General features: G+C 70.2%; 18 protein-coding genes and 1 tRNA gene. 14 read left to right on the top strand and 5 right to left on the bottom strand.

Translation table 11 applies throughout. From position 1 onward, the window contains the following. The first annotated feature begins 1 nt into the window (after position 1). The 6 genes from lgt to ABD161_RS10505 all read left to right on the top strand — a co-directional run bounded on the left by lgt (position 2) and on the right by ABD161_RS10505 (position 9,557). On the top strand, positions 2-979 hold the full coding sequence (lgt, locus tag ABD161_RS10530; protein ID WP_344002347.1) for a prolipoprotein diacylglyceryl transferase: 978 nt from the start codon (positions 2-4) through the stop codon (positions 977-979). Between the two features lie 118 nt (positions 980-1,097). Then, on the top strand, positions 1,098-5,678 hold the full coding sequence (gene gltB, locus ABD161_RS10525) for a glutamate synthase large subunit (protein WP_344002344.1): 4,581 nt from the start codon (positions 1,098-1,100) through the stop codon (positions 5,676-5,678). After that, entirely contained in the window at positions 5,671-7,137 is a 1,467-nt protein-coding gene (locus ABD161_RS10520; RefSeq protein ID WP_344002341.1) for a glutamate synthase subunit beta, read from the top strand. Before gltB ends, ABD161_RS10520 begins: the two co-directional genes overlap by 8 nt. Before the next feature lie 100 nt (positions 7,138-7,237). After that, a complete protein-coding gene (gene pyk, locus ABD161_RS10515) occupies positions 7,238-8,680 on the top strand; it encodes a pyruvate kinase (RefSeq protein WP_344002338.1) in 1,443 nt (480 codons plus the stop codon). A gap of 106 nt (positions 8,681-8,786) precedes the next feature. Next, positions 8,787-8,869 (top strand) — tRNA-Leu (locus tag ABD161_RS10510). 73 nt (positions 8,870-8,942) lie between these two features. Further along, the gene (locus ABD161_RS10505; RefSeq protein WP_135113108.1) at positions 8,943-9,557 is read left to right on the top strand and encodes an ANTAR domain-containing response regulator; all 615 of its coding nucleotides are present in this window, start codon (positions 8,943-8,945) and stop codon (positions 9,555-9,557) included. Positions 9,558-9,783: 226 nt separating this feature from the next. Here ABD161_RS10505 and ABD161_RS10500 read toward each other — a convergent pair whose 3' ends face one another. Then, positions 9,784-10,134, bottom strand: a complete 351-nt coding sequence (locus ABD161_RS10500; RefSeq protein ID WP_425560873.1) for a hotdog fold thioesterase — start codon at positions 10,132-10,134, stop codon at positions 9,784-9,786. A gap of 121 nt (positions 10,135-10,255) precedes the next feature. Here ABD161_RS10500 and polA point away from each other — a divergent pair, with 121 nt between their 5' ends. Genes polA through ABD161_RS10470 form a run of 6 tightly spaced genes read left to right on the top strand, consistent with a single transcriptional unit; the run spans position 10,256 to position 18,920 of the window. Beyond that, entirely contained in the window at positions 10,256-12,883 is a 2,628-nt protein-coding gene (gene polA / locus ABD161_RS10495) for a DNA polymerase I (protein ID WP_344002330.1), read from the top strand. A 26-nt stretch (positions 12,884-12,909) separates the two neighbouring features. Continuing rightward, positions 12,910-14,583 (top strand): DUF885 domain-containing protein, encoded by a 1,674-nt coding sequence (locus ABD161_RS10490; RefSeq protein WP_344002327.1) that lies wholly within the window; start codon positions 12,910-12,912, stop codon positions 14,581-14,583. A gap of 59 nt (positions 14,584-14,642) precedes the next feature. After that, positions 14,643-15,680 (top strand): LLM class flavin-dependent oxidoreductase, encoded by a 1,038-nt coding sequence (locus ABD161_RS10485; RefSeq protein WP_344002324.1) that lies wholly within the window; start codon positions 14,643-14,645, stop codon positions 15,678-15,680. Between the two features lie 29 nt (positions 15,681-15,709). Beyond that, positions 15,710-17,059, top strand: a complete 1,350-nt coding sequence (locus ABD161_RS10480) for an MFS transporter (RefSeq protein ID WP_344002321.1) — start codon at positions 15,710-15,712, stop codon at positions 17,057-17,059. A gap of 38 nt (positions 17,060-17,097) precedes the next feature. Continuing rightward, positions 17,098-17,898 (top strand): SGNH/GDSL hydrolase family protein, encoded by an 801-nt coding sequence (locus ABD161_RS10475; protein WP_344002318.1) that lies wholly within the window; start codon positions 17,098-17,100, stop codon positions 17,896-17,898. Beyond that, a complete protein-coding gene (locus ABD161_RS10470; protein WP_344002315.1) occupies positions 17,895-18,920 on the top strand; it encodes an LLM class flavin-dependent oxidoreductase in 1,026 nt (341 codons plus the stop codon). The genes ABD161_RS10475 and ABD161_RS10470 overlap by 4 nt, the downstream gene beginning before the upstream one ends. A gap of 4 nt (positions 18,921-18,924) precedes the next feature. On the opposite strand, the gene ABD161_RS10465 is transcribed toward ABD161_RS10470, so the two are convergent. Beyond that, a complete protein-coding gene (locus ABD161_RS10465) occupies positions 18,925-19,482 on the bottom strand; it encodes a cysteine hydrolase family protein (protein WP_135113122.1) in 558 nt (185 codons plus the stop codon). Between the two features lie 98 nt (positions 19,483-19,580). Here ABD161_RS10465 and ABD161_RS10460 point away from each other — a divergent pair, with 98 nt between their 5' ends. Beyond that, a complete protein-coding gene (locus tag ABD161_RS10460; protein ID WP_344002311.1) occupies positions 19,581-20,330 on the top strand; it encodes a formylglycine-generating enzyme family protein in 750 nt (249 codons plus the stop codon). A gap of 4 nt (positions 20,331-20,334) precedes the next feature. Here ABD161_RS10460 and ABD161_RS10455 read toward each other — a convergent pair whose 3' ends face one another. Both ABD161_RS10455 and ABD161_RS10450 read right to left on the bottom strand, forming a co-directional pair. Next, positions 20,335-21,021 carry an esterase/lipase family protein gene (locus ABD161_RS10455; protein ID WP_344002307.1) on the bottom strand — a complete coding sequence of 229 codons (687 nt, stop codon included), beginning with the start codon at positions 21,019-21,021 and terminating at the stop codon, positions 20,335-20,337. Then, entirely contained in the window at positions 21,018-21,767 is a 750-nt protein-coding gene (locus ABD161_RS10450) for an alpha/beta fold hydrolase (RefSeq protein WP_344002304.1), read from the bottom strand. Before ABD161_RS10450 ends, ABD161_RS10455 begins: the two co-directional genes overlap by 4 nt. Positions 21,768-21,907: 140 nt before the next feature. Here ABD161_RS10450 and ABD161_RS10445 point away from each other — a divergent pair, with 140 nt between their 5' ends. Next, on the top strand, positions 21,908-22,987 hold the full coding sequence (locus ABD161_RS10445) for a DNA polymerase IV (RefSeq protein WP_344002300.1): 1,080 nt from the start codon (positions 21,908-21,910) through the stop codon (positions 22,985-22,987). Between the two features lie 25 nt (positions 22,988-23,012). On the opposite strand, the gene ABD161_RS10440 is transcribed toward ABD161_RS10445, so the two are convergent. After that, positions 23,013-24,578 (bottom strand): deoxyguanosinetriphosphate triphosphohydrolase family protein, encoded by a 1,566-nt coding sequence (locus ABD161_RS10440; protein WP_344002297.1) that lies wholly within the window; start codon positions 24,576-24,578, stop codon positions 23,013-23,015. Between the last annotated feature and the right edge of the window lie 82 nt (positions 24,579-24,660).

Here is a 24,660-nt window from a genome sequence, read left to right as displayed (position 1 = left end):
CATGCTGTCTTCCGCGCTCGCGTCCGTCGTGACGAGCATTCCCAGCCCGCCGATCAGCTACATCGACCTCGGCCCGCTGCGCATCCACTTCTACGCGCTGTGCATCATCGCCGGCATCGTCGTCGCGACGCTGATGACGAACCACCGGCTCACGAAGCGCGGCGCCGAGCCGTGGGTCGTCATCGACATCGCGCTGCTCGCCGTGCCGCTCGCGATCATCGGCGCGCGCATCTTCCACGTCCTCACGCACCCCGGCTTCTACTTCGGCGAGGGCACGGACATCTGGGCGGTCTTCCGCATCTGGGAGGGCGGCATCGCGATCTTCGGCGCGCTCATCGGCGGCGCCGTGGGTGCCTGGCTCGGATGCCGCTGGACCGGCGTGCGGTTCTGGACGTTCGCCGATGCCCTCGCCCCGGGCCTGCTGCTCGCCCAGGCGATCGGCCGCTTCGGCAACTGGTTCAACCAGGAGCTGTTCGGCTGGCCGACCGACCTTCCCTGGGGCCTCGAGATCGACCCGGAGAACACGGCGATCCCCGAGGGCCTGCCCGAGGGCACGCTCTTCCACCCGACCTTCCTCTACGAGGTGATCTGGAACGTCCTGGGCGTCATCTTCCTGCTCTGGATCGGCAACCGCCTGCGCCTGCAGTGGGGCCGCCTGTTCGCGCTGTACCTGATCTGGTACAGCCTCGGACGCATCGTGTGGGAGTCGATCCGGATCGACCCGAGCGAGATCTACTTCGGCCTGCGCACCAACGTGTGGGCGGCCATCCTCGGCGTCCTCGTCGGCATCGTGATCCTGGTCGTGCAGCGCCGTCACCTCGGTGTCGAGCCCTCGCCGTACGTGCCCGGACGCGAGCGAGGCGACGGCGACGCGCTACACTCGGAAGACCCCACCGACTTCGTCGACGTCAGCGAACCGCCTGCGTCGGAGGTCATCCACCACCAGGCCGCCGCCACAAGCACCGCCGCCGCGAAGTAGCACGCAGCTCCCTACGGAGCGGGCGTTCCTCTCGCGGCCGCTTGCGGCGACGTACCTCTCTGCAGCAGTACAGGGCCGATGTCGTCCCGGCTGAGCACCAACCTCAAGGACGGTAGGCATGGCATCTCGCCCCCGTTACGGATCGCACTCCTCGCTTTCGGGCTTCCCCGAGAAGCAGGGGATGTACAACCCGGCGTTCGAGAAGGACGCGTGTGGTCTCGCCATGGTCGCGACCCTGCGCGGCGAGCCCGGACACGACATCGTCGACCTCGCACTCACCGCACTGCGCAACCTCGAGCACCGCGGCGCGATCGGCTCCGACGCCGGCACGGGTGACGGCGCCGGCATCCTCACTCAGATGCCGGATGCGTTCCTGCGTGCCGTCGTCGGCTTCGACCTGCCGCCGGTGGGGGAGTACGCCGCCGGGATGATCTTCCTTCCCCGCGAGGATGATGCGCGCGAGGCGATGAAGGCCTCGATCGAGAGCGTCGCGGTGAGCGAGGGCATCACGGTGCTCGGCTGGCGCGACGTGCCGACGGAGGACGAGAACCTCGGCAAGCTCGCGTACGACGCGCGTCCCGCCTTCGAGCAGCTGTTCGTCTCGTGCGCGGACGCCGACGGCTCCTCGCTCTCGGGGATCGCTCTCGACCGCCGCATCTACCGGCTGCGCAAGCGCGCGCAGCACGAGCTCGACGCGTACTTCGTGTCGCTCTCGAGCCGCACCCTCGGCTACAAGGGAATGGTCACGACGCTCCAGCTCGAGCCGTTCTACCCCGACCTCCAGGACGAGCGCTTCGTCACCGAGCTCGCCGTCGTGCACAGCCGCTACTCGACGAACACGTTCCCGTCGTGGCCGCTCGCGCAGCCGCTGCGCATGCTCGCCCACAACGGCGAGATCAACACCGTCGGCGGCAACCGCAACTGGATGCGCGCGCGTCAGTCGCAGCTCGCGTCCGACCTGCTCGGCGACATCCGCCCCCTGCTGCCGATCTGCGAGGACGGCCAGAGCGACTCGGCGTCGTTCGACGAGGTCCTCGAGCTGCTCACCCTGACGGGCCGCAGCCTGCCGCACGCGATGCTCATGATGGTGCCGGAGGCGTACGAGAAGCAGCCGGACATGGATCCGGACGTGCGCGCGTTCTACGAGTACCACTCGCTGCAGATGGAGCCGTGGGACGGCCCGGCGTCGCTGATCTTCACGGACGGCACCGTCGTCGGCGGGATGCTCGACCGCAACGGCCTGCGTCCCGGTCGCTGGACCGTCACCAAGGACGGCCTTGTCGTGATCGGCAGCGAGACCGGCGTGCTGGACTTCGAGCCCGAGCGCATCGAGCGCCGCGGCCGCCTGCTGCCGGGCCGCATGTTCGTGGTCGACACGGCGCAGGGCCGCATCATCGAGGACGACGAGGTCAAGCGCGACCTGGCCGCCATGCACCCGTGGCAGGAGTGGCTCGACAAGGGAACCGTCCGCCTCGCGGACCTTCCCGAGCGCGAGCACATCGTTCATCCCATCGCGTCCATCAACCGCCGCCTTCGCACCTTCGGCTACACGGAGGAGGAGGTGCGGATCCTGCTCACGCCCATGGGCCGCACCGGCGCCGAGCCGCTCGGCGCGATGGGTTCGGACACTCCCATCGCCGTGCTCAGCGAGCGCCCGCGCCTGCTGTTCGACTACTTCACGCAGCAGTTCGCGCAGGTCACGAACCCGCCGCTCGACTCCATCCGCGAAGAGGTCGTCACGAGCCTCAAGCTCGGCCTCGGTCCCGAGGCGAACCTCCTCGACTGGGGTCCGGATCACGCCCGCACGGTCGGTCTCGACTTCCCGGTGATCGACAACGACGAGCTGGCGAAGATCCAGCACATCCACACGGCTCTGCCTGGTCGGTCCTCGATCACGGTCCGCGGCCTGTATCGCGTCGCAGCGGGGCGCAAGGGCCTGGAGAAGCGCCTGGCGCAGATGTGCCGCGAGGTCGACAACGCGATCGAGGACGGCGTCGAGTTCATCGTGCTCAGCGACCGCGACTCGAACCAGGACCTCGCGCCGATCCCGTCGCTCCTGATGCTCTCGGCGATCCACCACCACCTCATCCGCAACGAGACGCGCATGAAGGTCGGCCTGGTGGTCGAGGCGGGCGACGTCCGCGAGGTGCACCATGTCGCGACGCTCATCGGCTACGGCGCATCCGCGGTCAACCCGTACCTCGCGATGGAGACGGTCGAGAACCTCGTCCGCTCCGGGACGATCCAGGGCATCACGCCCGAGAAGGCCGTCAAGAACCTGATCTACGCGCTCGGCAAGGGCGTGCTGAAGATCATGTCGAAGATGGGCATCTCGACCGTGTCGTCGTACGCGGGCGCCCAGGTGTTCGAGGCGGTCGGCCTGTCGCAGGAGCTGATCGACGCGTACTTCACGGGCACCGAGAGCAAGCTCGGCGGCGTCGGGCTCGATGTGATCGCGGCCGAGAACGCCGCGCGCCACGCGTTCGCGTATCCGGAGGACCGCGCGCCGCGGGCGCACGAGCGCCTCTGGACGGGCGGCGAGTACCAGTGGCGCCGCGACGGCGCCCCGCACCTGTTCAACCCGGAGACGGTGTTCCGCCTGCAGCACTCGACGCGCACGCGCCGGTACGACATCTTCCGCGAGTACACGAAGCTCGTGGACGACCAGGCGGCCGAGCTCAAGACCCTGCGCGGCCTGTTCCAGCTGCGGACGGATGTGCGCCCGCCGGTGCCGCTCGACGAGGTCGAGCCCGTCTCGTCCATCGTGAAGCGGTTCTCGACCGGCGCGATGAGCTACGGATCCATCTCGCGCGAGGCGCACGAGACGCTCGCGATCGCGATGAACCGTCTCGGCGCGAAGTCGAACACCGGCGAGGGCGGTGAGGACGTCGATCGGCTGCTCGACCCCGAGCGCCGCAGCGCGATCAAGCAGGTCGCGTCGGGCCGCTTCGGCGTCACGAGCCTGTACCTCACAGAGGCCGACGACATCCAGATCAAGCTCGCCCAGGGCGCCAAGCCGGGCGAGGGCGGTCAGCTGCCGCCGGGCAAGGTGTACCCGTGGGTCGCGCGCACCCGTCACGCGACCGCCGGCGTGGGCCTGATCTCGCCGCCGCCGCACCACGACATCTACTCGATCGAGGATCTCAAGCAGCTGATCTTCGACCTCAAGCGCGCCAACCCCGCCGCCCGCATCCACACGAAGCTCGTCAGCCAGTCGGGCATCGGCGCGGTCGCGGCCGGCGTCGCGAAGGCGCTCAGCGACGTCATCCTGGTCTCGGGCCATGACGGCGGCACGGGTGCCAGCCCGATGAACTCGCTCAAGCACGCGGGCACGCCGTGGGAGCTGGGGCTCGCCGAGACGCAGCAGACACTCATGCTGAACGGCATGCGCGACCGCGTCGTCGTGCAGGTCGACGGCCAGCTCAAGACCGGCCGCGACGTCATCATCGGTGCCCTGCTCGGCGCCGAGGAGTTCGGCTTCGCCACGGCGCCGCTCGTGGTGAGCGGCTGCATCATGATGCGCGTCTGCCACCTTGACACCTGCCCCGTGGGCGTCGCGACGCAGAACCCCGTGCTGCGCTCGCGCTTCACCGGCAAGGCCGAGCACGTCGTGAACTTCATGGAGTTCATCGCCCAGGAGGTGCGCGAGTACCTCGCAGCGCTCGGCTTCCGCACGCTCGACGAGGCGATCGGTCACGCCGAGCTGCTCGACACCGACACGGCGCTGTCCCACTGGAAGGCCGAGGGCCTCGACCTCACGCCGATCCTGGAGGGCCCGCGCTTCGCCGACGACGAGCCGCGCCGCCACCAGCGCGACCAGGCCCACGAGCTCGACGACCACTTCGACGTGCCGCTCATCGAGCGCGCGAAGGACGTCATCGAGAACGGCGGCACGGTCAAGATCGAGCTGCCCGTGCGCAACACGGCGCGCGCCGCCGGAACGCTTCTCGGTCACCACGTCACGAAGGCGCACGGCGAGCACGGCCTGCCCGCCGGATCCATCGACGTCTCGCTCACGGGCTCGGCCGGGCAGTCGTTCGGTGCGTTCCTGCCCAACGGCATCACGCTGCGCCTCGAGGGCGACTCGAACGACTACGTCGGCAAGGGTCTCTCGGGCGGCCAGATCGTCATCCGTCCGCCGAAGGGAGCGACCTTCGACGCGTCCGAGAACGTCATCGCCGGCAACGTGATCGGCTACGGCGCGACCCAGGGCACCATGTTCCTGCGCGGCGTGGTGGGCGAGCGGTTCTTCGTCCGCAACTCGGGCGCCACCGCCGTCGTGGAGGGCGTGGGCGACCACGCGCTCGAGTACATGACCGGTGGCCTCGCGGTGATCCTCGGCCGCACCGGGCGCAACCTCGGCGCCGGCATGTCGGGCGGCACGGCGTACGTGTACCGCCTGAACACCGACCTCGTGAACCGCGAGGCGCTGGCGACGGGCGAGCTGACCCTCACCGAGCTGGGTTCGGGCGATGCCGAGATCCTGCGCGACCTGCTCCAGCAGCACGTCGCGGAGACCGGATCCGAGCTCGCGCAGCGCATGCTCGACGACTTCGACAACGAGGTGGCGAACTTCGTGCGGGTCCTGCCGCGCGACTACGCCGCCGTTCTGCAGACCCGCCAGGAGGCGGTCGCCGAGGGGCTCGACCCCGACGGCGACGTCGTCTGGAACCGCATCCTGGAGGTGACCGGTGGCTGACCCCAAGGGCTTTCTGAAGGTGACCGAGCGGGAGCTCCCCGCTCGCCGACCCGTGCCCGTCCGCATCCTCGACTGGAAGGAGGTGTACGAGCCGGGTGATTCGGCCGTGCTCCGCCGTCAGGCAGGGCGCTGCATGGACTGCGGCATCCCGTTCTGCCACCAGGGCTGCCCGCTCGGCAACCTGATCCCCGAGTGGAACGACCTGACGTGGCGCGGCGAGGGGCGCACCGCGATCGAGCGGCTGCACGCGACGAACAACTTCCCGGAGTTCACCGGTCGCCTCTGCCCGGCGCCGTGCGAGAGCGCGTGCGTGCTCGGCATCAACCAGCCGGCCGTCACGATCAAGCAGATCGAGGTCTCGATCATCGACGAGGCGTTCGGCAACGGCTGGGTCGAGCCCAAGCCGCCGGCACGCCTGACCGGCAAGACCGTCGCGGTCGTCGGGTCCGGTCCCGCCGGCCTCGCCGCCGCCCAGCAGCTCACGCGCGCTGGTCACACAGTCGCGGTGTACGAGCGCGATGACCGCATCGGCGGCCTGCTGCGCTACGGCATCCCCGACTTCAAGATGGAGAAGAAGCACGTCGAGGCGCGCCTTCGCCAGATGCAGGATGAGGGAACCCGCTTCCGCGCCGGCGTCGAGATCGGCAAGGACATCAGCTGGAGCGACCTGCGCGCCCGTTACGACGCGGTCGTCGTCGCCACCGGCGCCACGGTTCCGCGCGACCTGCCGATCCCCGGCCGCGACCTCGCCGGCGTCCATTTCGCCATGGAGTACCTCGTCGAGTCGAACAAGGCCGTCGCGGGCGACACCGTGCCGAACCAGATCACGGCCGAGGGAAAGCACGTCGTCGTCATCGGCGGCGGCGACACCGGCGCCGACTGCATCGGCACCGCCCACCGTCAGGGCGCGCTGAGCGTGACCAACCTCGCCATCGGCAAGCAGCCCGGCAGCGAGCGTCCCGAGCACCAGCCGTGGCCGATGACGCCGACCCTGTTCGAGGTCTCCTCGGCCCACGAGGAGGGCGGCGAGCGTCAGTACCTCGCCTCCACCGTCGAGTTCGTCGGCAACGGCGCGGGCGAGGTGCGCGCGCTGGTCGTGGCCGAGACCGAGTTCGTCGACGGACGCCGCGTGCCCAAGCCCGGCACCGAGCGAGAGATCCCGGCCGACCTGGTGCTGATCGCGATGGGCTTCACCGGCCCCGAGCGCGACGCGCTCGAGTCGCAGCTGCAGGCGCAGTTCACCTCGCGCGGGAACGTCGAGCGGGACGGCGCCTTCCAGGCGACGACCCCCGGCGTGTTCGTCGCGGGCGACGCCGGCCGCGGCCAGTCGCTCATCGTCTGGGCGATCGCGGAGGGCCGGTCGGTCGCCGCCGAGGTCGATTCCTACCTGATGGGGGAGACGTCCCTGCCCTCTCCGGTGCGCCCCACGGATGTCGCGATCGGTCTGCAGCCCGCGTAGGCTGACGAGCGAATCCCCGTCGGCGCGCCACAAGGATCGGAAGTTCTGTGGCCCTGCCGAAAAACCCCAACCCTGACCATCCTTGTGCGGAGGTATGCAGTTGAGACGTGCCAAGATCGTCGCCACCCTCGGGCCCGCGACATCGACACGCGAGAAGGTTCGAGAGCTCATCGAGGCGGGGGTCGACGTCGCTCGTCTGAACCTGAGCCACGGTGACTACTCGGTCCACGACGCGAACTACGAGAACGTGCGCGGTGCGTCCCAGGACCTGGGCAAGCCCGTCGCCGTCCTCGTCGACCTGCAGGGCCCGAAGATCCGGCTCGGCAAGTTCAAGGACGGCCCGCACTACCTCGCCGAGGGCGACATCTTCACCATCACGATCGACGAGATCGAGGGGACGAAGGAGATCTGCGGCACCACCTACAAGGGGCTGCCGCAGGACGTGAAGCCGGGTGACTTCCTGCTGATCGACGACGGCAAGGTGCGTCTCCAGGTCGTCGAGGCCGACGAGCGCACCGTCACGACGAAGACGATCGTCGCGGGCAACGTGTCCAACAACAAGGGCATCAACATCCCGAGCGCCGCCGTGAACGTCCCCGCTCTCAGCGAGAAGGACGAGGCCGACCTGCGCTGGGCCCTGCGCAAGGGCGCCGACCTGATCGCCCTCTCGTTCGTGCGGAACGCGAAGGACGTGCAGCGCGCCCACGTGATCATGGCCGAGGAGGGACGTCGCGTCCCGATCATCGCCAAGATCGAGAAGCCCCAGGCCGTCGAGGCTCTCGAGGACATCGTCGACGCCTTCGACGGCATCATGGTCGCCCGCGGCGACCTCGGCGTCGAGCTTCCGCTCGAGGCAGTGCCGATCGTGCAGAAGCGCGCGGTCGAGCTGGCCCGCCGCATGGCGAAGCCCGTCATCGTCGCGACGCAGATGCTCGAGTCGATGATCACCAACCCCGTGCCGACGCGTGCGGAGACGAGCGACGTCGCGAACGCGGTGCTCGACGGCGCCGACGCGGTCATGCTGTCCGGCGAGACGAGCGTGGGCGAGTTCCCGATCGTCACCGTCGCGACCATGGCGCGCATCGTCGAGTCGACCGAGGACCACGGTCTCGAGCGCATCCCGCCGCTGCAGACGAAGCCGCGCACGCAGGGCGGCGCGATCACCCTCGCGGCCGTCGAGGTCGCCGACTTCGTCGACGCCAAGTTCCTCTGCATCTTCACGCAGTCGGGTGACTCGGCGCGTCGCATGTCGCGCCTGCGCTCGCACCGCCCGATGATCGCGTTCACGCCCGACCCGGCCATCCAGAACCGGATGGCGCTGACGTGGGGCATCCGCTCGCACCTCGTCGAGATGGTCGAGCACACCGACGCGATGTTCTACCAGGTCGACGAGTACCTGCTCGAGAACGGGCTCGCCCAGATCGGCGACAAGGTCGTGGTCATCTCCGGTTCCCCTCCCGGGATCGTCGGATCGACCAACGACCTGCGCGTGCACAAGGTCGGCGACGCCGTCCACGGTGCGGCGCCGGTCTACCAGCAGTAACGCCACGGCACCGCGACCGCCCCGATGCGCCTGGCGCGTCGGGGCGGTCGGCCGTCTGGGAGCCGACCGGATGGACGACGGTGCCGACGCGGTAGTGTCGATCGGGGCCGGTGTGGCGGAATGGCAGACGCGGCGCACTCAAAATGCGCTGTCCGTGAGGGCGTGTGGGTTCGAGTCCCACCACCGGCACTCCCATGCACAATCGAACGCCCGAGCCGACGTGGCTCCCGGGCGTCACACGACGAAGAACTAGGATGTACAGGTGACCGAAGAGCAGACCGGACAGGCACCCGCGGCACCGCGCCGCGTGGTCGTCGCCGAGGACGAGTCCCTCATCCGCCTCGACATCGTCGAGATCCTCCGGGACAACGGATACGACGTGGTCGGCGAGGCGGGTGACGGCGAGACCGCCGTGCAGCTCGCGACCGAGCTGCGCCCCGACCTCGTGATCATGGACGTGAAGATGCCCCAGCTGGACGGCATCAGCGCGGCCGAGCGGCTGAGCAAGAACCACATCGCGCCCGTGGTGCTTCTGACGGCGTTCAGCCAGAAGGAGCTCGTGGAGCGCGCGAGCGAGGCCGGCGCCCTCGCGTACGTCGTGAAGCCGTTCACCCCGAACGACCTGTTGCCGGCGATCGAGATCGCCCTGGCGCGCTACGAGCAGATCATCACGCTCGAGGCCGAGGTCGCCGACATGGTCGAGCGCTTCGAGACCCGCAAGCTCGTCGACCGGGCCAAGGGCCTGCTCAACGAGAAGATGGGTCTGTCCGAGCCCGAGGCGTTCCGCTGGATCCAGAAGGCGTCGATGGATCGTCGCCTGACGATGCAGGACGTCGCCAAGGCGATCATCGAGCAGCTCTCGCCGAAGAAGGCGTAAGCACCCTCACCGAGACATCCGGCTCCGTCCCTCACCAAGGGGCGGAGCCGTTCTCGTTTCGACGCCGTCCGCGCATCCCAGACGTCGGTCGCGGGCCGAGACTGCAGCTGCGGGCCGAAACCGCAGCTGCGGGCCGAGACTGCGTGTGGGGACTGCGGTCTCGGCCGCGGGGCGCGGTCTCGACCGTGGGGTGCGGTCTCGCTCGGCCGGTGTCGCCGGCCGGGTGTCAGGCCGGAAGGTCCTTGATGAGGTTCGTGATGCGCACCGTCGAGCACCGGCGGCCCGACTCGTCGACGACGACGATCTCGTGGACCGTGGTGGTGCGCCCGAGGTGGATAGCCGTGCAGGTCGCGGTCACGACGCCGGTGCGCGCAGAGCGCGTGTGGGTCGCGTTGATGTCCAGGCCCACGGCGAGGCGGCCGGGCCCCGCGTGGTAGTTCGCGGACATCGAGCCCATCGTCTCGCCGAGGACGACGTATGCGCCGCCGTGCATGAGACCGACCGGCTGGGTGTTCCCCTCGACGGGCATCGTCGCCACGGAGCGCTCGGCGCTGAACTCGGTGAACTGCACGCCCATGCGCTCGGCGAGCACGCCGACTCCGCGCTGGTGCAGCCATTCGAGTCCGGGGGAGAGGACGGTCGAACGGTCGGACACGGCGGCTCCTCGGGATGTCCCTGGCCGAAGTTAGGCTGGCAGGGTGACGGACTCCGCAAAGCCTACCCTTCTCGTCGTCGACGGCCATTCGCTCGCTTACCGGGCGTTCTACGCGCTTCCCGTCGAGAACTTCACGACGAAGGACGGGCAGCACACAAACGGGATCTACGGGTTCCTCTCCATGTTCGTCAACCTGCTGAAGGCCGAGAAGCCCACCCATCTCGCGGTCGCCTTCGACACGTCCCGCGAGTCGTTCCGCACCCGCGAGTACACCGAGTACAAGGCGAACCGCTCCGAGACGCCCTCCGAGTTCAAGGGGCAGATCCCGCTCCTGCAGGAGTGCCTCGACGCGATGGGCGTGACGGTGCTGACGAAGCCCGACTTCGAGGCCGATGACATCCTCGCGACGCTCGCGACGCAGGGGATGGAGCAGGGCTTCCGGGTGCTCGTCTGCTCGGGCGATCGCGACACCATCCAGCTCGTGAACGACGACGTGACGCTGCTCTACCCGTCGGTGCAGGGGGTGTCGCAGCTGAAGCGGTACGACCCCGCGGCGGTCGTCGAGAAGTACGGCCTCGCGCCGGAGTTCTACCCGGACATCGCGGCGCTCGTGGGCGAGACAAGCGACAACCTCCCCGGTGTGCCGAAGGTCGGCGAGAAGACGGCGGTGAAGTGGCTCACGCAGTTCGGGTCGCTCGACGCGCTGCTCGACGGAGCCGACACGATCAAGGGCGTGGTCGGCGGCAACCTGCGCGATCACATCGAGGACGTGCGCCGCAATCGCCGCCTGAACCGGCTGCTGCGCGACGTCGAGCTTCCCTTCGGGCCCGCCGAGCTCGCGGTGAAGCCGCTCGACCCGCAGGCAGTGCGCGACGTGTTCGCCCGGCTCGAGTTCCGCACCCTGCTGCCGCGCGTGTTCGAGTGGGCCGGCACGACCGGCGAGGACGAGCCGCAGGCGCCGGCCGAGCCGGCGCCCACGCCGAGGGAGCTTCCCGCGGCCGAGCTCGCCGCCTGGGCCGCCGCCGCCGAGGGCGAGGTCGGCGTGACGGTGACGGTGCAGGCCGGCCGTCCCGACCGCATCGGCCTTGCGGCTGCCGGTGAGGCCGTGGAGGCCTCGTGGTCCGACGAGGTGGCCACGGCCCTGGGCCCGTGGCTCGCCTCCGCCGCACCGAAGGTGCTGTCCGACGCGAAGCCCCAGGTCAAGGCGCTGGGGCGTGCGGGGGCGACGGTCGGCGGGCTCGCCTTCGACACGATCGTCGCCGGCTGGCTGCTGCGCCCGAGCTTCCCCGACCGCACGCTCGGCCATCTCGTCGAGCGCTATCTCGGCGAGAAGCTGCCCGAGGCCGATCCGTCCCAGCTCGTCCCCGAGACGGAAGGCGCGACGCCCGGGCAGCTGTCCTGGTACACGCTGCGTGTGGCGGCGGGGCTGCGCGACGAGCTGCCCGACGCCGTCCTCTCGGTGCTGACGGACATCGAGCTGCCGACGCTGATCGCTCTCGCCGACATGGAGCTCGCGGGCGTCGCGGTGTCGCACGAGAAGCTCTCGGGCTTCTCGGGTGAACTCGGCGGTCGCGCCGACGCGCTCGCGCAGCAGTCGTATGCCGCGATCGGCCACGAGGTCAATCTGGGCTCGCCGAAGCAGCTGCAGGAGGTCCTTTTCGAGGAGCTGCAGCTGCCGAAGACCCGCAAGACCAAGACGGGCTACACGACCGACGCCGCGGCCCTCGCCGACCTCCAGGAGAAGGCGCATCATCCCTTCCTCGACCTGCTGCTGCAGCACCGCGAGGCGACGAAGCTGAAGCAGATCATCGACGGCCTGGATGCCGCGATCGGTCCGGATGGGCGCGTGCGCACCACGTACGTGCAGACCGGCAGCCAGACCGGGCGTCTGTCTAGCACCGACCCGAACCTGCAGAACATCCCGGTCCGCACCGAGGAGTCGCGCCGCATCCGCGCCGCGTTCGAGGTGGGCGAGGGCTACGAGGCGCTGCTGACGGCCGACTACTCGCAGATCGAGATGCGCATCATGGCCCACCTGTCGGGCGACCCGGGCCTCGTCGAGGCGTTCAACTCGGGCGAGGACCTTCACCGCTTCGTCGGCGCCAGGGTCTTCGGCGTCGCCCCGGAGGACGTGACCTCCGCGATGCGCACGAAGGTCAAGGCGATGTCGTACGGCCTCGTGTACGGCCTGTCCGCCTTCGGCCTCTCGAAGCAGCTGCGCATCGAGCAGTCCGAGGCGAAGGCCCTCATGCTCGAGTACTTCGCCCGTTTCGGCGCGGTGCGCGACTACCTGCGCTCGTCGGTCGAGCAGGCGCGCATCGACGGCTACACCGAGACGATCTTCGGCCGCCGCCGTCCCTTCCCCGATCTGACGAGCCCCAACCGCCAGCTGCGCGAGAACGCCGAGCGTGCGGCCCTCAACGCCCCGATCCAGGGGAGCGCGGCCGACATCATGAAGATCGCGCTGTTCCGCATCCACGACGACCTGCGCGATCTGCGCTCCCGCGTGCTGCTGCAGATCCACGACGAGCTCGTGGTCGAGGTGGCGCCGGGCGAGTGGGACGATGTGGAGCGCATCGTCCGCGATCGGATGGGCAGCGCCGCGCAGCTGACGGTGCCGCTCGACGTGCAGGTGGGACGCGGCGCCGACTGGAACGAAGCCGCGCACTGAGCGCGGCCGACGAAGGGACCGACGGGATGACGGATCAGCAGCGGCCGCACACGGAGATCGATCGGATCGCGGAGGGCTGGGTCGACGAGGTCGTGCGTCTTTCGCCGATCGCCGCGACGTACATCGGGCGCAGCGAGAGCAGCGATCGGTACGACGACTTCAGCCTCGCCGGACACGACGATGCCCTTGAGACCGGACGGCGCACGCTCGCGGCCCTGGAGGCCGCGGTGCCGGCCGACGACATCGACCGGGTGACGCAGGCGGACCTCGGCGCCGAGCTGCGCCTCGCGCAGGAGCTGCACGACGCGCAGTGGCACCTTCGCGACCTGAACGTGATCGCCAGCGCGCCGCAGGATGTCCGTCAGGTGTACGACCTGATGCCGACCGACACAGCCGACAACTGGGAGGTCATCGCGCGCCGCCTCGCGGCGGTCCCCGCCGCTCTCGACGGCTACGTCGAGACACTCACGGAGGGCATCCATCGCGGCGTCGTCCCGGCGGCACGGCAGGTGCGAGAGGTCGCGGATCAGATCCCGCGCTACACCGCGGAGGACGGCTTCTTCGCCACCCTCGCGACGGAGGCGACGGCAGGAGACGGCGCACTCCCCGAGGCGCTGCACGTCGAGCTCGAGCGTGCGGCGACCTCCGCACGAGCGGCCTACGACCGGCTCGCGGAGTTCCTGACCGGACCGCTCGCCCACGCTGCCACCGAGACCGACGCGGTGGGTCGCGAGCTGTACGCGCTTCATTCGCGCCGGTTCCTCGGCGCGAAGATCGACCTCGACGAGACGTACGAGTGGGGGCTCGACGAGCTCGCCCGGATGACGGCCGAGCAGGAGGCGATCGCGCGGGAGATCCTTCCGGGCGCCACCGTCGCCGAGGCCGTCGCGCACCTGGAGAAGGACGCGTCCCGCAAGCTCATCGGCACGGATGCGCTGCGGGAGTGGATGCAGGAGACGAGCGATCGCGCCGTGGCCGAGCTCGGGCGCACCCACTTCGACATCCCCGAGCCGATCCGGCGGCTCGAGTGCATGATCGCCCCCACGCAGGAGGGTGGCATCTACTACACGGGGCCCACCGACGACTTCTCGCGTCCGGGCCGGATGTGGTGGTCTGTGCCGGAGGGCGTGACCGAGTTCGACACGTGGCGCGAGCTCACGACGGTGTACCACGAGGGCGTCCCGGGGCATCACCTGCAGATCGGGCAGGCGGTGTACAACCGCGCCCAGCTCAACTCGTGGCGCCGCCTGCTGGCCGGCGCGTCCGGCCACGCCGAGGGATGGGCCCTGTACGCCGAGCGGCTGATGGAGCAGCTCGGATACCTCGACGATCCCGCCGACCGGCTCGGCATGCTCGACGGACAGCGGATGCGCGCCGCGCGCGTTGTGCTCGACATCGGGGTGCACCTGGGCAAGCCGCGTCCCGATGGCACGGGAACGTGGGACGCCGACTACGCGCTCGAGTTCATGCGCGCGAACGTGAACATGCCCGACGAGTTCGTGCGCTTCGAGGTCAACCGCTACCTGGGCTGGCCCGGCCAGGCACCGTCGTACAAGGTCGGCCAGCGCCTCTGGGAGCAGGTCCGCGACGAGTATCGCGCGGCGCGCGGCGACGGCTTCTCCATGAAGGAGTTCCATAAGCGCGCCCTCGATCTCGGCGGAGTCGGCCTCGACACGCTGAAGTCCGCGCTGCTCGACTGACGCGGAGGAATAGCCGCAGCCCCGCTCGGGTTCCATGCGAGTGAATAGGAAGGATCGACATGGAGATCGAGCTCGGGCTTGACACCTTCGGGGACGTCACACGAGGACCGGACGGCGGAACCCTCAGCGACGCGGAGACGATCCGCAACATCGTCGCGCAGGCGAAGCTCGCCGACGAGGTGGGGCTGTCCTTCTTCGGCGTGGGGGAGCACCACCGGCACGAGTTCGCCGTGTCGAGCCCCGAGATCGTGCTGGCCGCGATCGCCTCGGTCACCAAGGACATCCGGCTCGGCACCGCCGTGACCGTGCTCTCCAGCGACGACCCCGTCCGTGTCTACGAGCGCTTCGCCACGCTCGACGCGGTCTCGCACGGTCGCGCCGAGGTCATCCTGGGACGCGGCTCGTTCATCGAGTCGTTCCCGCTGTTCGGCTACGACCTTCACGACTACGAGGCTCTGTTCGAGGAGAAGCTCGACCTGTTCGTGCAGCTCATGAGCGAGCGTCCCGTCACGTGGCAGGGGACCATGCGCCCGTCCCTCACGGAAGCGGATGTGTTCCCGAAGACGGAGAACGGTATCGCCGCGTGGGTCGGCGTCGGCGGTTCGCCCGAATCGGTGGTCCGCACGGCGCGGCACGGGCTCGGGCTTATGCTGGCGATCATCGGCGGGTCTCCCGCCCGGTTCCGGCCGTACGTCGATCTCTTCCACCGCTCGCTCGCCTCCTACGAGAAGCCGACCGCGCCCGTCGGTGTTCATTCGCCCGGCCATATCGCCGACACCGATGAGCAGGCGTGGGACGAGCTGTACCCCGAGATGGCGGCGCTGCGGGAGAAGATCGGGCGCGAGCGCGGTTGGGCGGGCGGCTACAACCGCCTCCAGTTCCAGAACGAGGTCGGCCCCGAGGGCGCCGTGTACGCCGGTTCGCCGGAGCGGGTGGCGCGGAAGATCGCCGACACGGTTCGGATGCTGGGCCTGACGCGCTTCGACCTGAAGTTCGCCAACGGCGGGCTCGAGCACGACAAGCTCATGAAGAGCATCGAGCTCTACGGGACCGTCGTGGCGCCGCGGGTGCGCGAGCTGCTGGCCGGATCCGACTGATAGGTCAGCCTGACCATTAGGGTGGAGCCATGACCGCGCCGTCCGCTCGCCTCGACTCCCTGCCGTTCACGCGCAAGCACCTGCGCCTGCTGACCGGCTCCGGCGTGGGCTGGGCGCTCGATGCGATGGACGTCGGACTGATCTCGTTCATCATCGCGGCGCTGGCGGCCGAGTGGCAGCTCTCGCCCACGGAGACCTCGTGGATCGCGTCGGTCGGGTTCATCGGCATGGCGATCGGCGCGAGCGTCGGCGGTCTTCTCGCCGACCGCCTGGGGCGCCGGCAGGTGTTCGCCCTGACGCTGCTCATCTACGGCGTCGCCACCGGAGCCAGCGCGCTGGTCGGGGGAGTGGCGGCGCTGCTTGTGCTGCGGTTCTTCGTCGGGCTCGGGCTCGGCTCCGAGCTCCCGGTCGCATCCACGTACGTCAGCGAGTTCGCCCCGACGCGCATCCGGGGACGGCTCGTCGTCATCCTCGAGGCCTTCTGGGCCGTCGGATGGACGCTCGCCGCGCTGATCGGCTACTTCGTCGTGCCGCTCGAGGAGGGGTGGCGCTGGGCCTTCGCCATCGGCGCCGTCCCCGCCGTGTATGCGCTGGTGGTGCGGTGGGCCCTTCCCGAGTCGCCCCGGTACCTCGAGAGCAAGGGGCGCATCGCCGAGTCGGACGCGATCGTGCGCGAGTTCGAGGCGTCGGCCGGCCGGCCCGTCACGCGCGCGGAGTCGCCTGTCGCCCCGCGGTCCGCCGCGCAGGCGCCCTCGGCACCGCGGGGCCTCGCCGCGGTCGCGGCGCTCTGGATCCCCGCGCTGCGGATGCGCACGGGCGCGCTCTGGCTCGTCTGGTTCTGCGTCAACTTCTCGTATTACGGCGCCTTCATCTGGATCCCGTCGATCCTGTTCGCGCAGGGGTTCGACCTGGTGAAGTCGTTCGGGTTCACCCTGATCATCACGCTGGCGCAGCTGCCGGGATACGCGGTCGCCGCCTGGCTGATCGAGGTGTGGGGCCGGCGCGCGACGCTCGCGACCTTCCTCGTCGGATCGGCGATCGCCGCGGTCCTGTTCGGCAACTCGACGCAGGAGTGGCAGATCATCGCCACGGGCATGGCCCTGTCGTTCTTCAACCTCGGCGCCTGGGGCGCCCTGTACGCGGTGACGCCCGAGCTCTACCCGACAGCGCTGCGCGCGACGGGAGCCGGATGGGCGGCTGCCGCCGGGCGCATCGCGTCGATCGTCGCGCCGCTGTTCGTGCCGTGGGCGATGGGCATCGGTGGGGCGCCGTTGCTGTTCACGGTCTTCTCGATCTTCTTCGCCGTCGCGGCGATCGGCGTGATCCCGCTCGCCGAGCGCAAGGGTGCCGCCCTCGAGGAGCGCCTTCCCGTCGGCTGACGGGCCCGCGTATGCGGCCACCGGCATAGACTGCCGCCATGGCTGAGGTGCGGTACGCGGCGATCGGCGACTCGTTCACGGAGGGCGTCGGCGACGAACTGCCGGACGGCACCCCTCGCGGGTGGGCCGACCTCGCCGCCCAGGGATGGGCGGACGCGCTCGGCGAGCCCATCCAGTACGCGAACTTCGCGATCCGCGGCAAACTCGCCTGGCCGATCGTCGACGAGCAGCTCGAGGCGGCGCTCGCGCTGCGCCCCACGCACCTGTCGTTCAACGGCGGCGGCAACGACATGCTGCGTCCCCGCACGCCGATCTCCCGCATCGCCGACGCCTTCGCGCACGTCCTGAAGCGCTGCGACGAGGAGGGCGTGCGGCTCATCCTGCTCTCGGGAGCGGATCCCACCGAGGGGCTGCCCCTCGGCGCGCTCGTCCGTCGCCGGGGCGATCAGCTCTCCGCCGCGGTGGAGGAGCGGATGCAGGGCCGCGACGACGTCGTGCGGGCGCTGAACTGGCCGGATCGCGCGCTCGCGCAGGCCCCGTTCTGGTCGGCCGACCGCCTGCACATGAACGCGCGCGGGCACCACCGCGTCGCCGCACGGGTGCTCACGGCGCTGGGTTTCGAGCCCGACCCGGCGTGGTGGTCGTTGCCCGTCGACGATTCGGGTGTGCGGCTGCGGGGAGCCGAGTACTACCGCACGCACGTCGGCCCCTGGCTGCGTCGACGGCTGACGCGCACGTCGTCCGGAGACGGGCGTCTGCCGAAGTTCGCCGAGTGGCAGCAGATCCGACCTTCATTCAGTGGAATGGATTCGCACGGCGAGGGGTTTGCCTCAGCGTGAAGAAGATCGGGTTCCTGTCCTTTGGTCATTGGACGCCGCATCCGGAGTCGGGCACGCGCAGTGCCGGCGACATGCTGCTGCAGTCGATCGACCTGGCGCAGGCCGTCGAGGACATCGGCGGCGACGGCGCCTACTTCCGCGTGCATCATTTCGCGAGGCAGATGAGCTCGCCGTTCCCGCTGCTGGCGGCGATCGGTGCGAAGACGTCGCGCATCGAGATCGGCACCGGTGTGATCGACATGCGGTACGAGAACCCGCTCTACATGGTCGAGGACGCCGGATCCGCCGACCTGATCTCGGAGGGCCGCCTGCAGCTCGGCATCTCGCGCGGGTCACCCGAGCAGGTCATCGATGGCTGGAAGCACTTCGGGTACTCGAGCGCGGACGACGACGCCGACGGCGCCCAGATCGCCCGCCAGAAGACGGAGCTGTTGCTCCAGCTGCTCGAGGGCCGCGGCTTCGCGCAGCCGAACCCGCGGCCGATGTTCCCGAACCCGCCGGGCCTGCTGCGTCTCGAGCCGCACAGCGACGGCCTGCGCGAGCGCATCTGGTGGGGCGCCGGAGCGAACGCGACCGCCGTCTGGGCCGCGGAGCAGGGAATGAACCTGATGAGCTCGACGCTCAAGTTCGACGAGACCGGCGAGCCGTTCCACGTCCAGCAGGCCGGGCAGATCCGGCTGTTCCGCGAGGAGTGGGCGAAGCACGACTGGGGATTCGAGCCGCGCGTCTCCGTGTCCCGCTCGATCGTCGCGATCACCGATCAGCGCGACCGACGCTACTTCGTCGGCGGGGGAGACCACGAGGATCAGGTCGGCTACATCGACGCGAACACCCGTGCCATCTTCGGCCGTTCCTATGCCGCCGAGCCCGAGGTCCTCATCGAGGAGCTGCGGCGCGACGAGGCGATCGCCGAGTCGGACACGATCCTCATCACGATCCCCAGCCAGCTGGGCGTCGACTACAACACGCACATGATCGAGTCGATCCTCACGCACGTGGCGCCGGCGCTCGGCTGGCGCTGAGCCCTCACGCCGCGGGGACGAGCAGCTCCGCCGTCGACAGCACCGTCGCGAAACCTCCGCCGTGGAGGTTGGTCGCCGTCGTGGACATGAGGACGTCGGCGGGGATCACGACTCCGTCCGGCCCGGTGAGATCGAACGTGCGCGTCGCATCCAGCGCGAGGACGACGTCGAAGCCGAGGTTGCCGCCCATGCGCGCCGTCGTCTCGACGCACATGTTCGTCTGGATGCCGCACACGACGATCCGCGAGATGCGCGCCTCGCGCAGCCACGCCTCGAGATCGGGTTCGCCGTAGAAGGCCGAGTTGACGGTCTTGGCGACGAACAGCGCCGGCTCGACCGCGTCGACCGCATCCATGAGGCGATTGCCCGGGTTGCCGGGGTGGAGCGGGGAGTGAGGGTTCGCGCTGTCGTGACGCACGACGACGATCGGCTCGCCCTGCGCCGTCCAGTGCTCGATCAGGCGGGCGACGTTGTGCTCGCACTGCGGGTGGTTGGTCGTGGGTCCCCAGAACGGGTCGAGGAATCCCTGCTGCATGTCGATCACGACGAGGGCGGTGGTCATTGCTCCATTTCACACGCACCAGCCCCGCGGCGCCCCATCCTGCGCCGACGAGTGGCGCCTGGATCCTGCCAACCTGCTGTGGGGGCAGGATGGATGACGTGCTGGACATCGAACTCGCGCGTATCCCGGCCGGGGCCGTGACGCTCCACGACGCCCGGCGCAAGACCCGGCGCGCGGTGGACCTCGCCCCGTTCGAGATCGGCGTGTTCCCCGTCACCCAGGAGCAGGTCGCCGAGATCCTCGGCGACACGGGGGAGGAGCACCCGCACCCGCGCCGTCCGGCGACCGGCGTCAGCTGGCAGCGGGCGATCCGGTTCTGCAATGCCGCGTCCGAGTGGGAGGGGCTGGACCCCGTGTACTCCTTCGACGGCGAGGAGGTCACCTGGCACGTCGACGCGGACGGCTATCGTCTGCCGACCGAGGCGGAGTGGGAGTACGCGTGCCGGGCCGGATCGACCGGGCCGCACTACGGCCCGCTCACGGAGGTCGCGTGGACCGCGGCCGACGGGGTGCGCACGCCGCAGAACATCGGCGGCAAGCTGCCGAACCTGTTCGGCCTGTTCGACACGCTCGGCAACGTCTGGGAGTGGTGCTGGGATCTGCTCGATCCGCTGCGCTACGACGACTACCGCGTGTTCCGCGGCGGCGGTTTCGCCGACGAGGCCTGGAACGTGCGCGCCTCGGTGCGGCGTGGGGGCGCACCCCGGATGCACCACGAGGATCTCGGGTTCCGGGTCGCGCGCGGCGGCTTCGACGGCCCGGACGCGCAGGGGTGGTCGGCGGCCGCCGACCGCGAGCGCGCCGACGCGGACGGGCCGCTTCCGCTCGGCTGGACGCCGCGGCGCTGAGCGATCACCCGGGCGCGGGCGGAAGCTCGGCCATGGCGGCGACCTCCGCGATCACGCGCGGGTGCGCGAGGATGCGGAAGTGGCCGCCGGTCTCGATGACCACGTTCTGGGCGCCCGCGAGCTCACTGCCGCCGGGGATGTGGGGATCGAAGCGGCCGTACACCGACACGATCCGGGCATTGACGCCGGTCTCGCGTGCCAGCGCAAGGATCGTCGCATCGCGCGGCGAGAAGCTGCGGAGGGTGGGCGTCACCATAAGCGGCGCGTACCGCGAGCCGCCGAACGGCGCCGCGACGGCGACCATCCCGCGGACGCGGTGGGTCGCCGGGCCGAGGGCCATCACGTGCTTGCCGATCAGGCCGCCCTTGCTGTGCGCGACCAGCACGACATCGCTCAGGCCGTGGCGTTCGAGGTACTCCGTGACGAGCGCGGCGCCGGCGGCGACGGGCTGCCGGTTGTGCCGCAGCGGATCGACGACGTGCACCGGATGCCCCCGGTCGTGGAGGGCGACGACGAGCGGCTGCAGGAACTTCCAGGACTCGTACACGCCGGGGATCACCAGGATGGGGACGCGCTCTCCGGAGTGGAAGCCGGCGGGGTCCGTGCGGTTCGCGAACGCACGCACCTGCCAGCCCGCGGCGTAGGCGTAGTCGGCCGCCCACCAGGCGAGGTTGCGCAGCGGCCGGATCATGCGTCCTCCCCGGCCAGGAACGAGGCGATCGCCGCGGCGACCGCGCGCGGTGCCGTGTGCTGGACGAGATGCGGGTGCCGTGGCACCTCGACCAGGCGACCGCGCGGCGCGCTGTCGCGGACGCGGCGACACCACTCGCGCCCGGCGATCGGATCCCAGCCGCCCCGCATCACGAGCAGCGGCTGCGTGAGGTCGGCGGCGCGATCCTCGATGCGGTAGGAGAGCATGTGCGGCAGCTGGCGGAAGTACCACCGAGGGCCGCAGCGCGTGTACTCGGTGAGCACGCGGATGTTCGCGTCCGGCGGCTCTCGCACGGTGTCGGCGGCCAGCGCGGTCGCCTGCGCCAGCGGTGTGCGATGCCGCTCGTCGGCCACGGGGCCGATCGCGACGACGTGCGAGACGAGGTCTGGCCGCTGTGCGCCGAGTTCGATGACCCACTGCGTTCCCATCGAATCACCCACGGCGACGACGCGGCCGGCCCCGATGCGTTCGAGCACGCGTGCGATGCCCGCGGCCATGGCAGGGACGTCCGGCGAGTCGGCGGGCTGCGGCAGGCCGCCGAACCCCGGCAGATCGAGGGTGTGGACGGTGTGCCGCTCGGCGAGCAGCCCGTGCAGGCGCGAGAAGAGCCGGTGCGAGATGCCGATCCCGTGCACGAGCACGAACGCGGTCTCGGCGCCGGGGCGCTCGGACGAGAACACGCGGAAGGTGCGTCCGTCGACGTCGAGGAGGCGCACGTTCGGCATGGGCTCCATCCTGCGCGATCTTCGCGGGCCGCGACCACCGCTTGACAGGCGCGGCGCCGGTCGGGGCTTTCGGATGTCGGTGGTCCTTGCCACCATGTCGGCATGGCGCTCACACTCACCGAGAGGCAGTCGTTCCAGCCATGAGCGCGCCGCGATGGGTGCTGCACGTCGACATGGATCAGTTCATCGCCGCCGTCGAGGTGCTGCGGCGCCCCGAGCTCGCGGGGCTGCCGGTCATCGTCGGCGGGCGCGGCGACCCGACCGAGCGGGCGGTGGTGTCGACGGCGTCGTACGAGGCACGCGCCTTCGGCATCGGCTCGGGAATGCCGCTGAAGATCGCCGCCCGCAAGGCCCCACCGGATGCCGTGTTCCTGCCCGTTGACCACGACGCGTACGAGGAGGCCTCGGCACAGGTCATGGCGACCCTGCGTGCGCTCCCGGGCGTGGTCCTCGAGGTGCTCGGCTGGGACGAGTGCTTCCTCGGCGTGGCGACGGATGACCCCGAGTCCGTCGCGCAGCAGGCCCAGGACGCGGTGCTCACGGCGACGAGACTTCACTGCACGGTCGGCATCGGCGACAACAAGCTCCGCGCGAAGATCGCCACGGAGTTCGGCAAGCCGCGCGGTACGTTCCGGCTCACCGAGCAGAACTGGTTCGAGGTCATGGGGGAGCGGCCCACCCGCGCCCTGTGGGGCGTGGGGGCGAAGGTCGAGAAGCGTCTCGCGGCGCACGGGATCGGCACGGTGCGGCAACTCGCCGACGCGTCCGCCGACGAACTGGTGGCCGAGTTCGGGCCGCGGATGGGCGTCTGGTATCGCGAGCTCGGGAGGGGCATCGGGCCCGCGGTCGTCGACGACACGCCCTGGGTCACCCGCAGCCACAGCAGGGAGACGACCTACCAGCAGAACCTCGTGACCCGCGCCGACATCGAAGACGCGGTGCGTGTGCTCGCCGGTCAGGCGTTCGACGACTGCGCTGCCGAAGGACGCGCGGTGATGCGCGTGCACCTGAAGGTGCGGTACGCGCCGTTCGACACCAAGACGTGGGGCAGGAAACTGGCCGAGCCGACGGCCGAGCGAGAGGGCGTCGTCGCCGCCGCGCTCGCGCTGTGCGACGCGCTCGAGGACCGCGAGGTGCGGCTGCTCGGCGTGCGCGCCGAGATGGTGATGCCCGAGGAGGGCGACCCGGTCGAGCGCACACCCGTGCGCGGGCGCATCTGAGCCGCCACGGTGCGGCTGTCTCGGCTCAGAGGCCCTGGCTACCCTCCCAGAGCCGCTCCGAGCCCCCGTTGATCATCGCGTCGAGGTGCATCGCCTGCGCGTCGGTGAGGGCCGCGACGTAGTCGATGATCCCGCGTCCGGTCGCGCGGACACGAAGGTCCGGCCCCTCCGCGTCGACGAGCTCTGGATGATCTCGCCGCAGCCGGTCGTGATCCTCCCCGGCAAGGTCGACGAGGTCCAGCAGGCGCCGCGGCGCACGGCGCACGTCGTGCGGATCGTCGAGCCAGGCGGCGAAACCGTCGACGAGGCGCTCGAGCACGCTCGCCTGGCCGCGCTGGTACACAGCGAGGTCGGGTCGCTCCAGGATGAACCGCTGGTGCAGGAACTTCAGCACCGCGACCTCGTGCCAGGCCGCCGTACTGAGGCTGACGTGCCCCGACCGCACGGGCGGTTCGGCGCTCACCGTCACGGAGTGCTGCAGCCGGTTGATCCAGGCGCTGGTGAACTGCGACAGCGAGCGCTCGGCGAGCAGCGAGCCGTCGAACGGCACCGACAGCAGCCCCTCGACGACGTCCTCGTTCACACGGGACACGGCCTCGGTGAAGGCGTCCTCGTCGGCGATCCACGGGTCCTTGTCCGCGAGCCGGCGCCACAGCAGCTCGAGAGATCGGCCGGGCGTGCGCTCGGCGATCCGCAGTTCCGTCGGATCCAGCTGAGCGAGTTCGGCCCGTTCGCGGCGCCAGGCGCGGAACTCCGACGAGATGGTCGCCTGGTTCAGCAGCCCTGCCCGGTAGAAGTCGTCGAGGTCGTGCAGCGAATATGCGATGTCATCCGCGATGTCCATCACGGCGCACTCGACCGTCTGCTGATACTCGCCGATCGCGGGATACGCCTGGCGGGCATCCTGCATGTCGGCGAGGTCGAGCGCGTAGACCGAGAACTTGTTCGCTCCTCCGCCGGGCGAGGACGGCTTCAATCCGCGGGGCGTCTGCGGCCCTCCCGCTCCGTCCCGGCCGTGGCGGCGCAGCCACGGGTACTTCAGCACGGCGGCCCGCACCGCGGCGGTCAGGTTCAGGCCCGTCCCGGCACGATCGTGCTCGTCGAGGCGGGTGATGATGCGGAACGTCTGGGCGTTTCCCTCGAAGCCCTCGCTCAGGCCGAACCGATCCTTCGCGAGCCGGTCGAGCGTCTGCTCGCCGAGATGCCCGAACGGCGGGTGGCCGAGGTCATGGGCCGCGGCCGCGGCCTGCGCGACGACCGGGTCGCAGCCGCCCAGCTGGGCCACGACGCGTCCCTGGGCTCCCCGGTCGTGCGATACCTGCACGGCGATGGCACGGGCGACGGCCGACACCTTCACCGAATGCGTGAGGCGGTTGTGGACGGCGAGGCCCGCGCCCGTCTGCGAGATCACCTGCGTGACGGCCGACAGTCGCGAGAAGTACGGCGAGAACCGGATCCGCTCGAGGTCGACGCGGAACTCCGGATGCCGCTCGCGCCGCTGGAACTCGTCGAGCACCTCGGGGGCGCGCCGGCCCAGGCGCGGATCCGGCGCATCCTGCGCGACCGCTGTGTCGAACGCCTCACTCATCATCGCCCGATGCTACGACAGGCGGTGGCACCCTGCGTCGCGCGCGTTCCCGGTGTTGGGTGGCCTGTCACCACGTCGGCGGGCT

This window comes from Microbacterium paludicola (assembly GCF_039529675.1).
Classification (GTDB): Bacteria; Actinomycetota; Actinomycetes; order Actinomycetales; family Microbacteriaceae; genus Microbacterium; species Microbacterium paludicola.
Note: the sequence above shows the minus strand (reverse complement) of the source record. Positions and strands in the feature narration are given on the sequence as shown.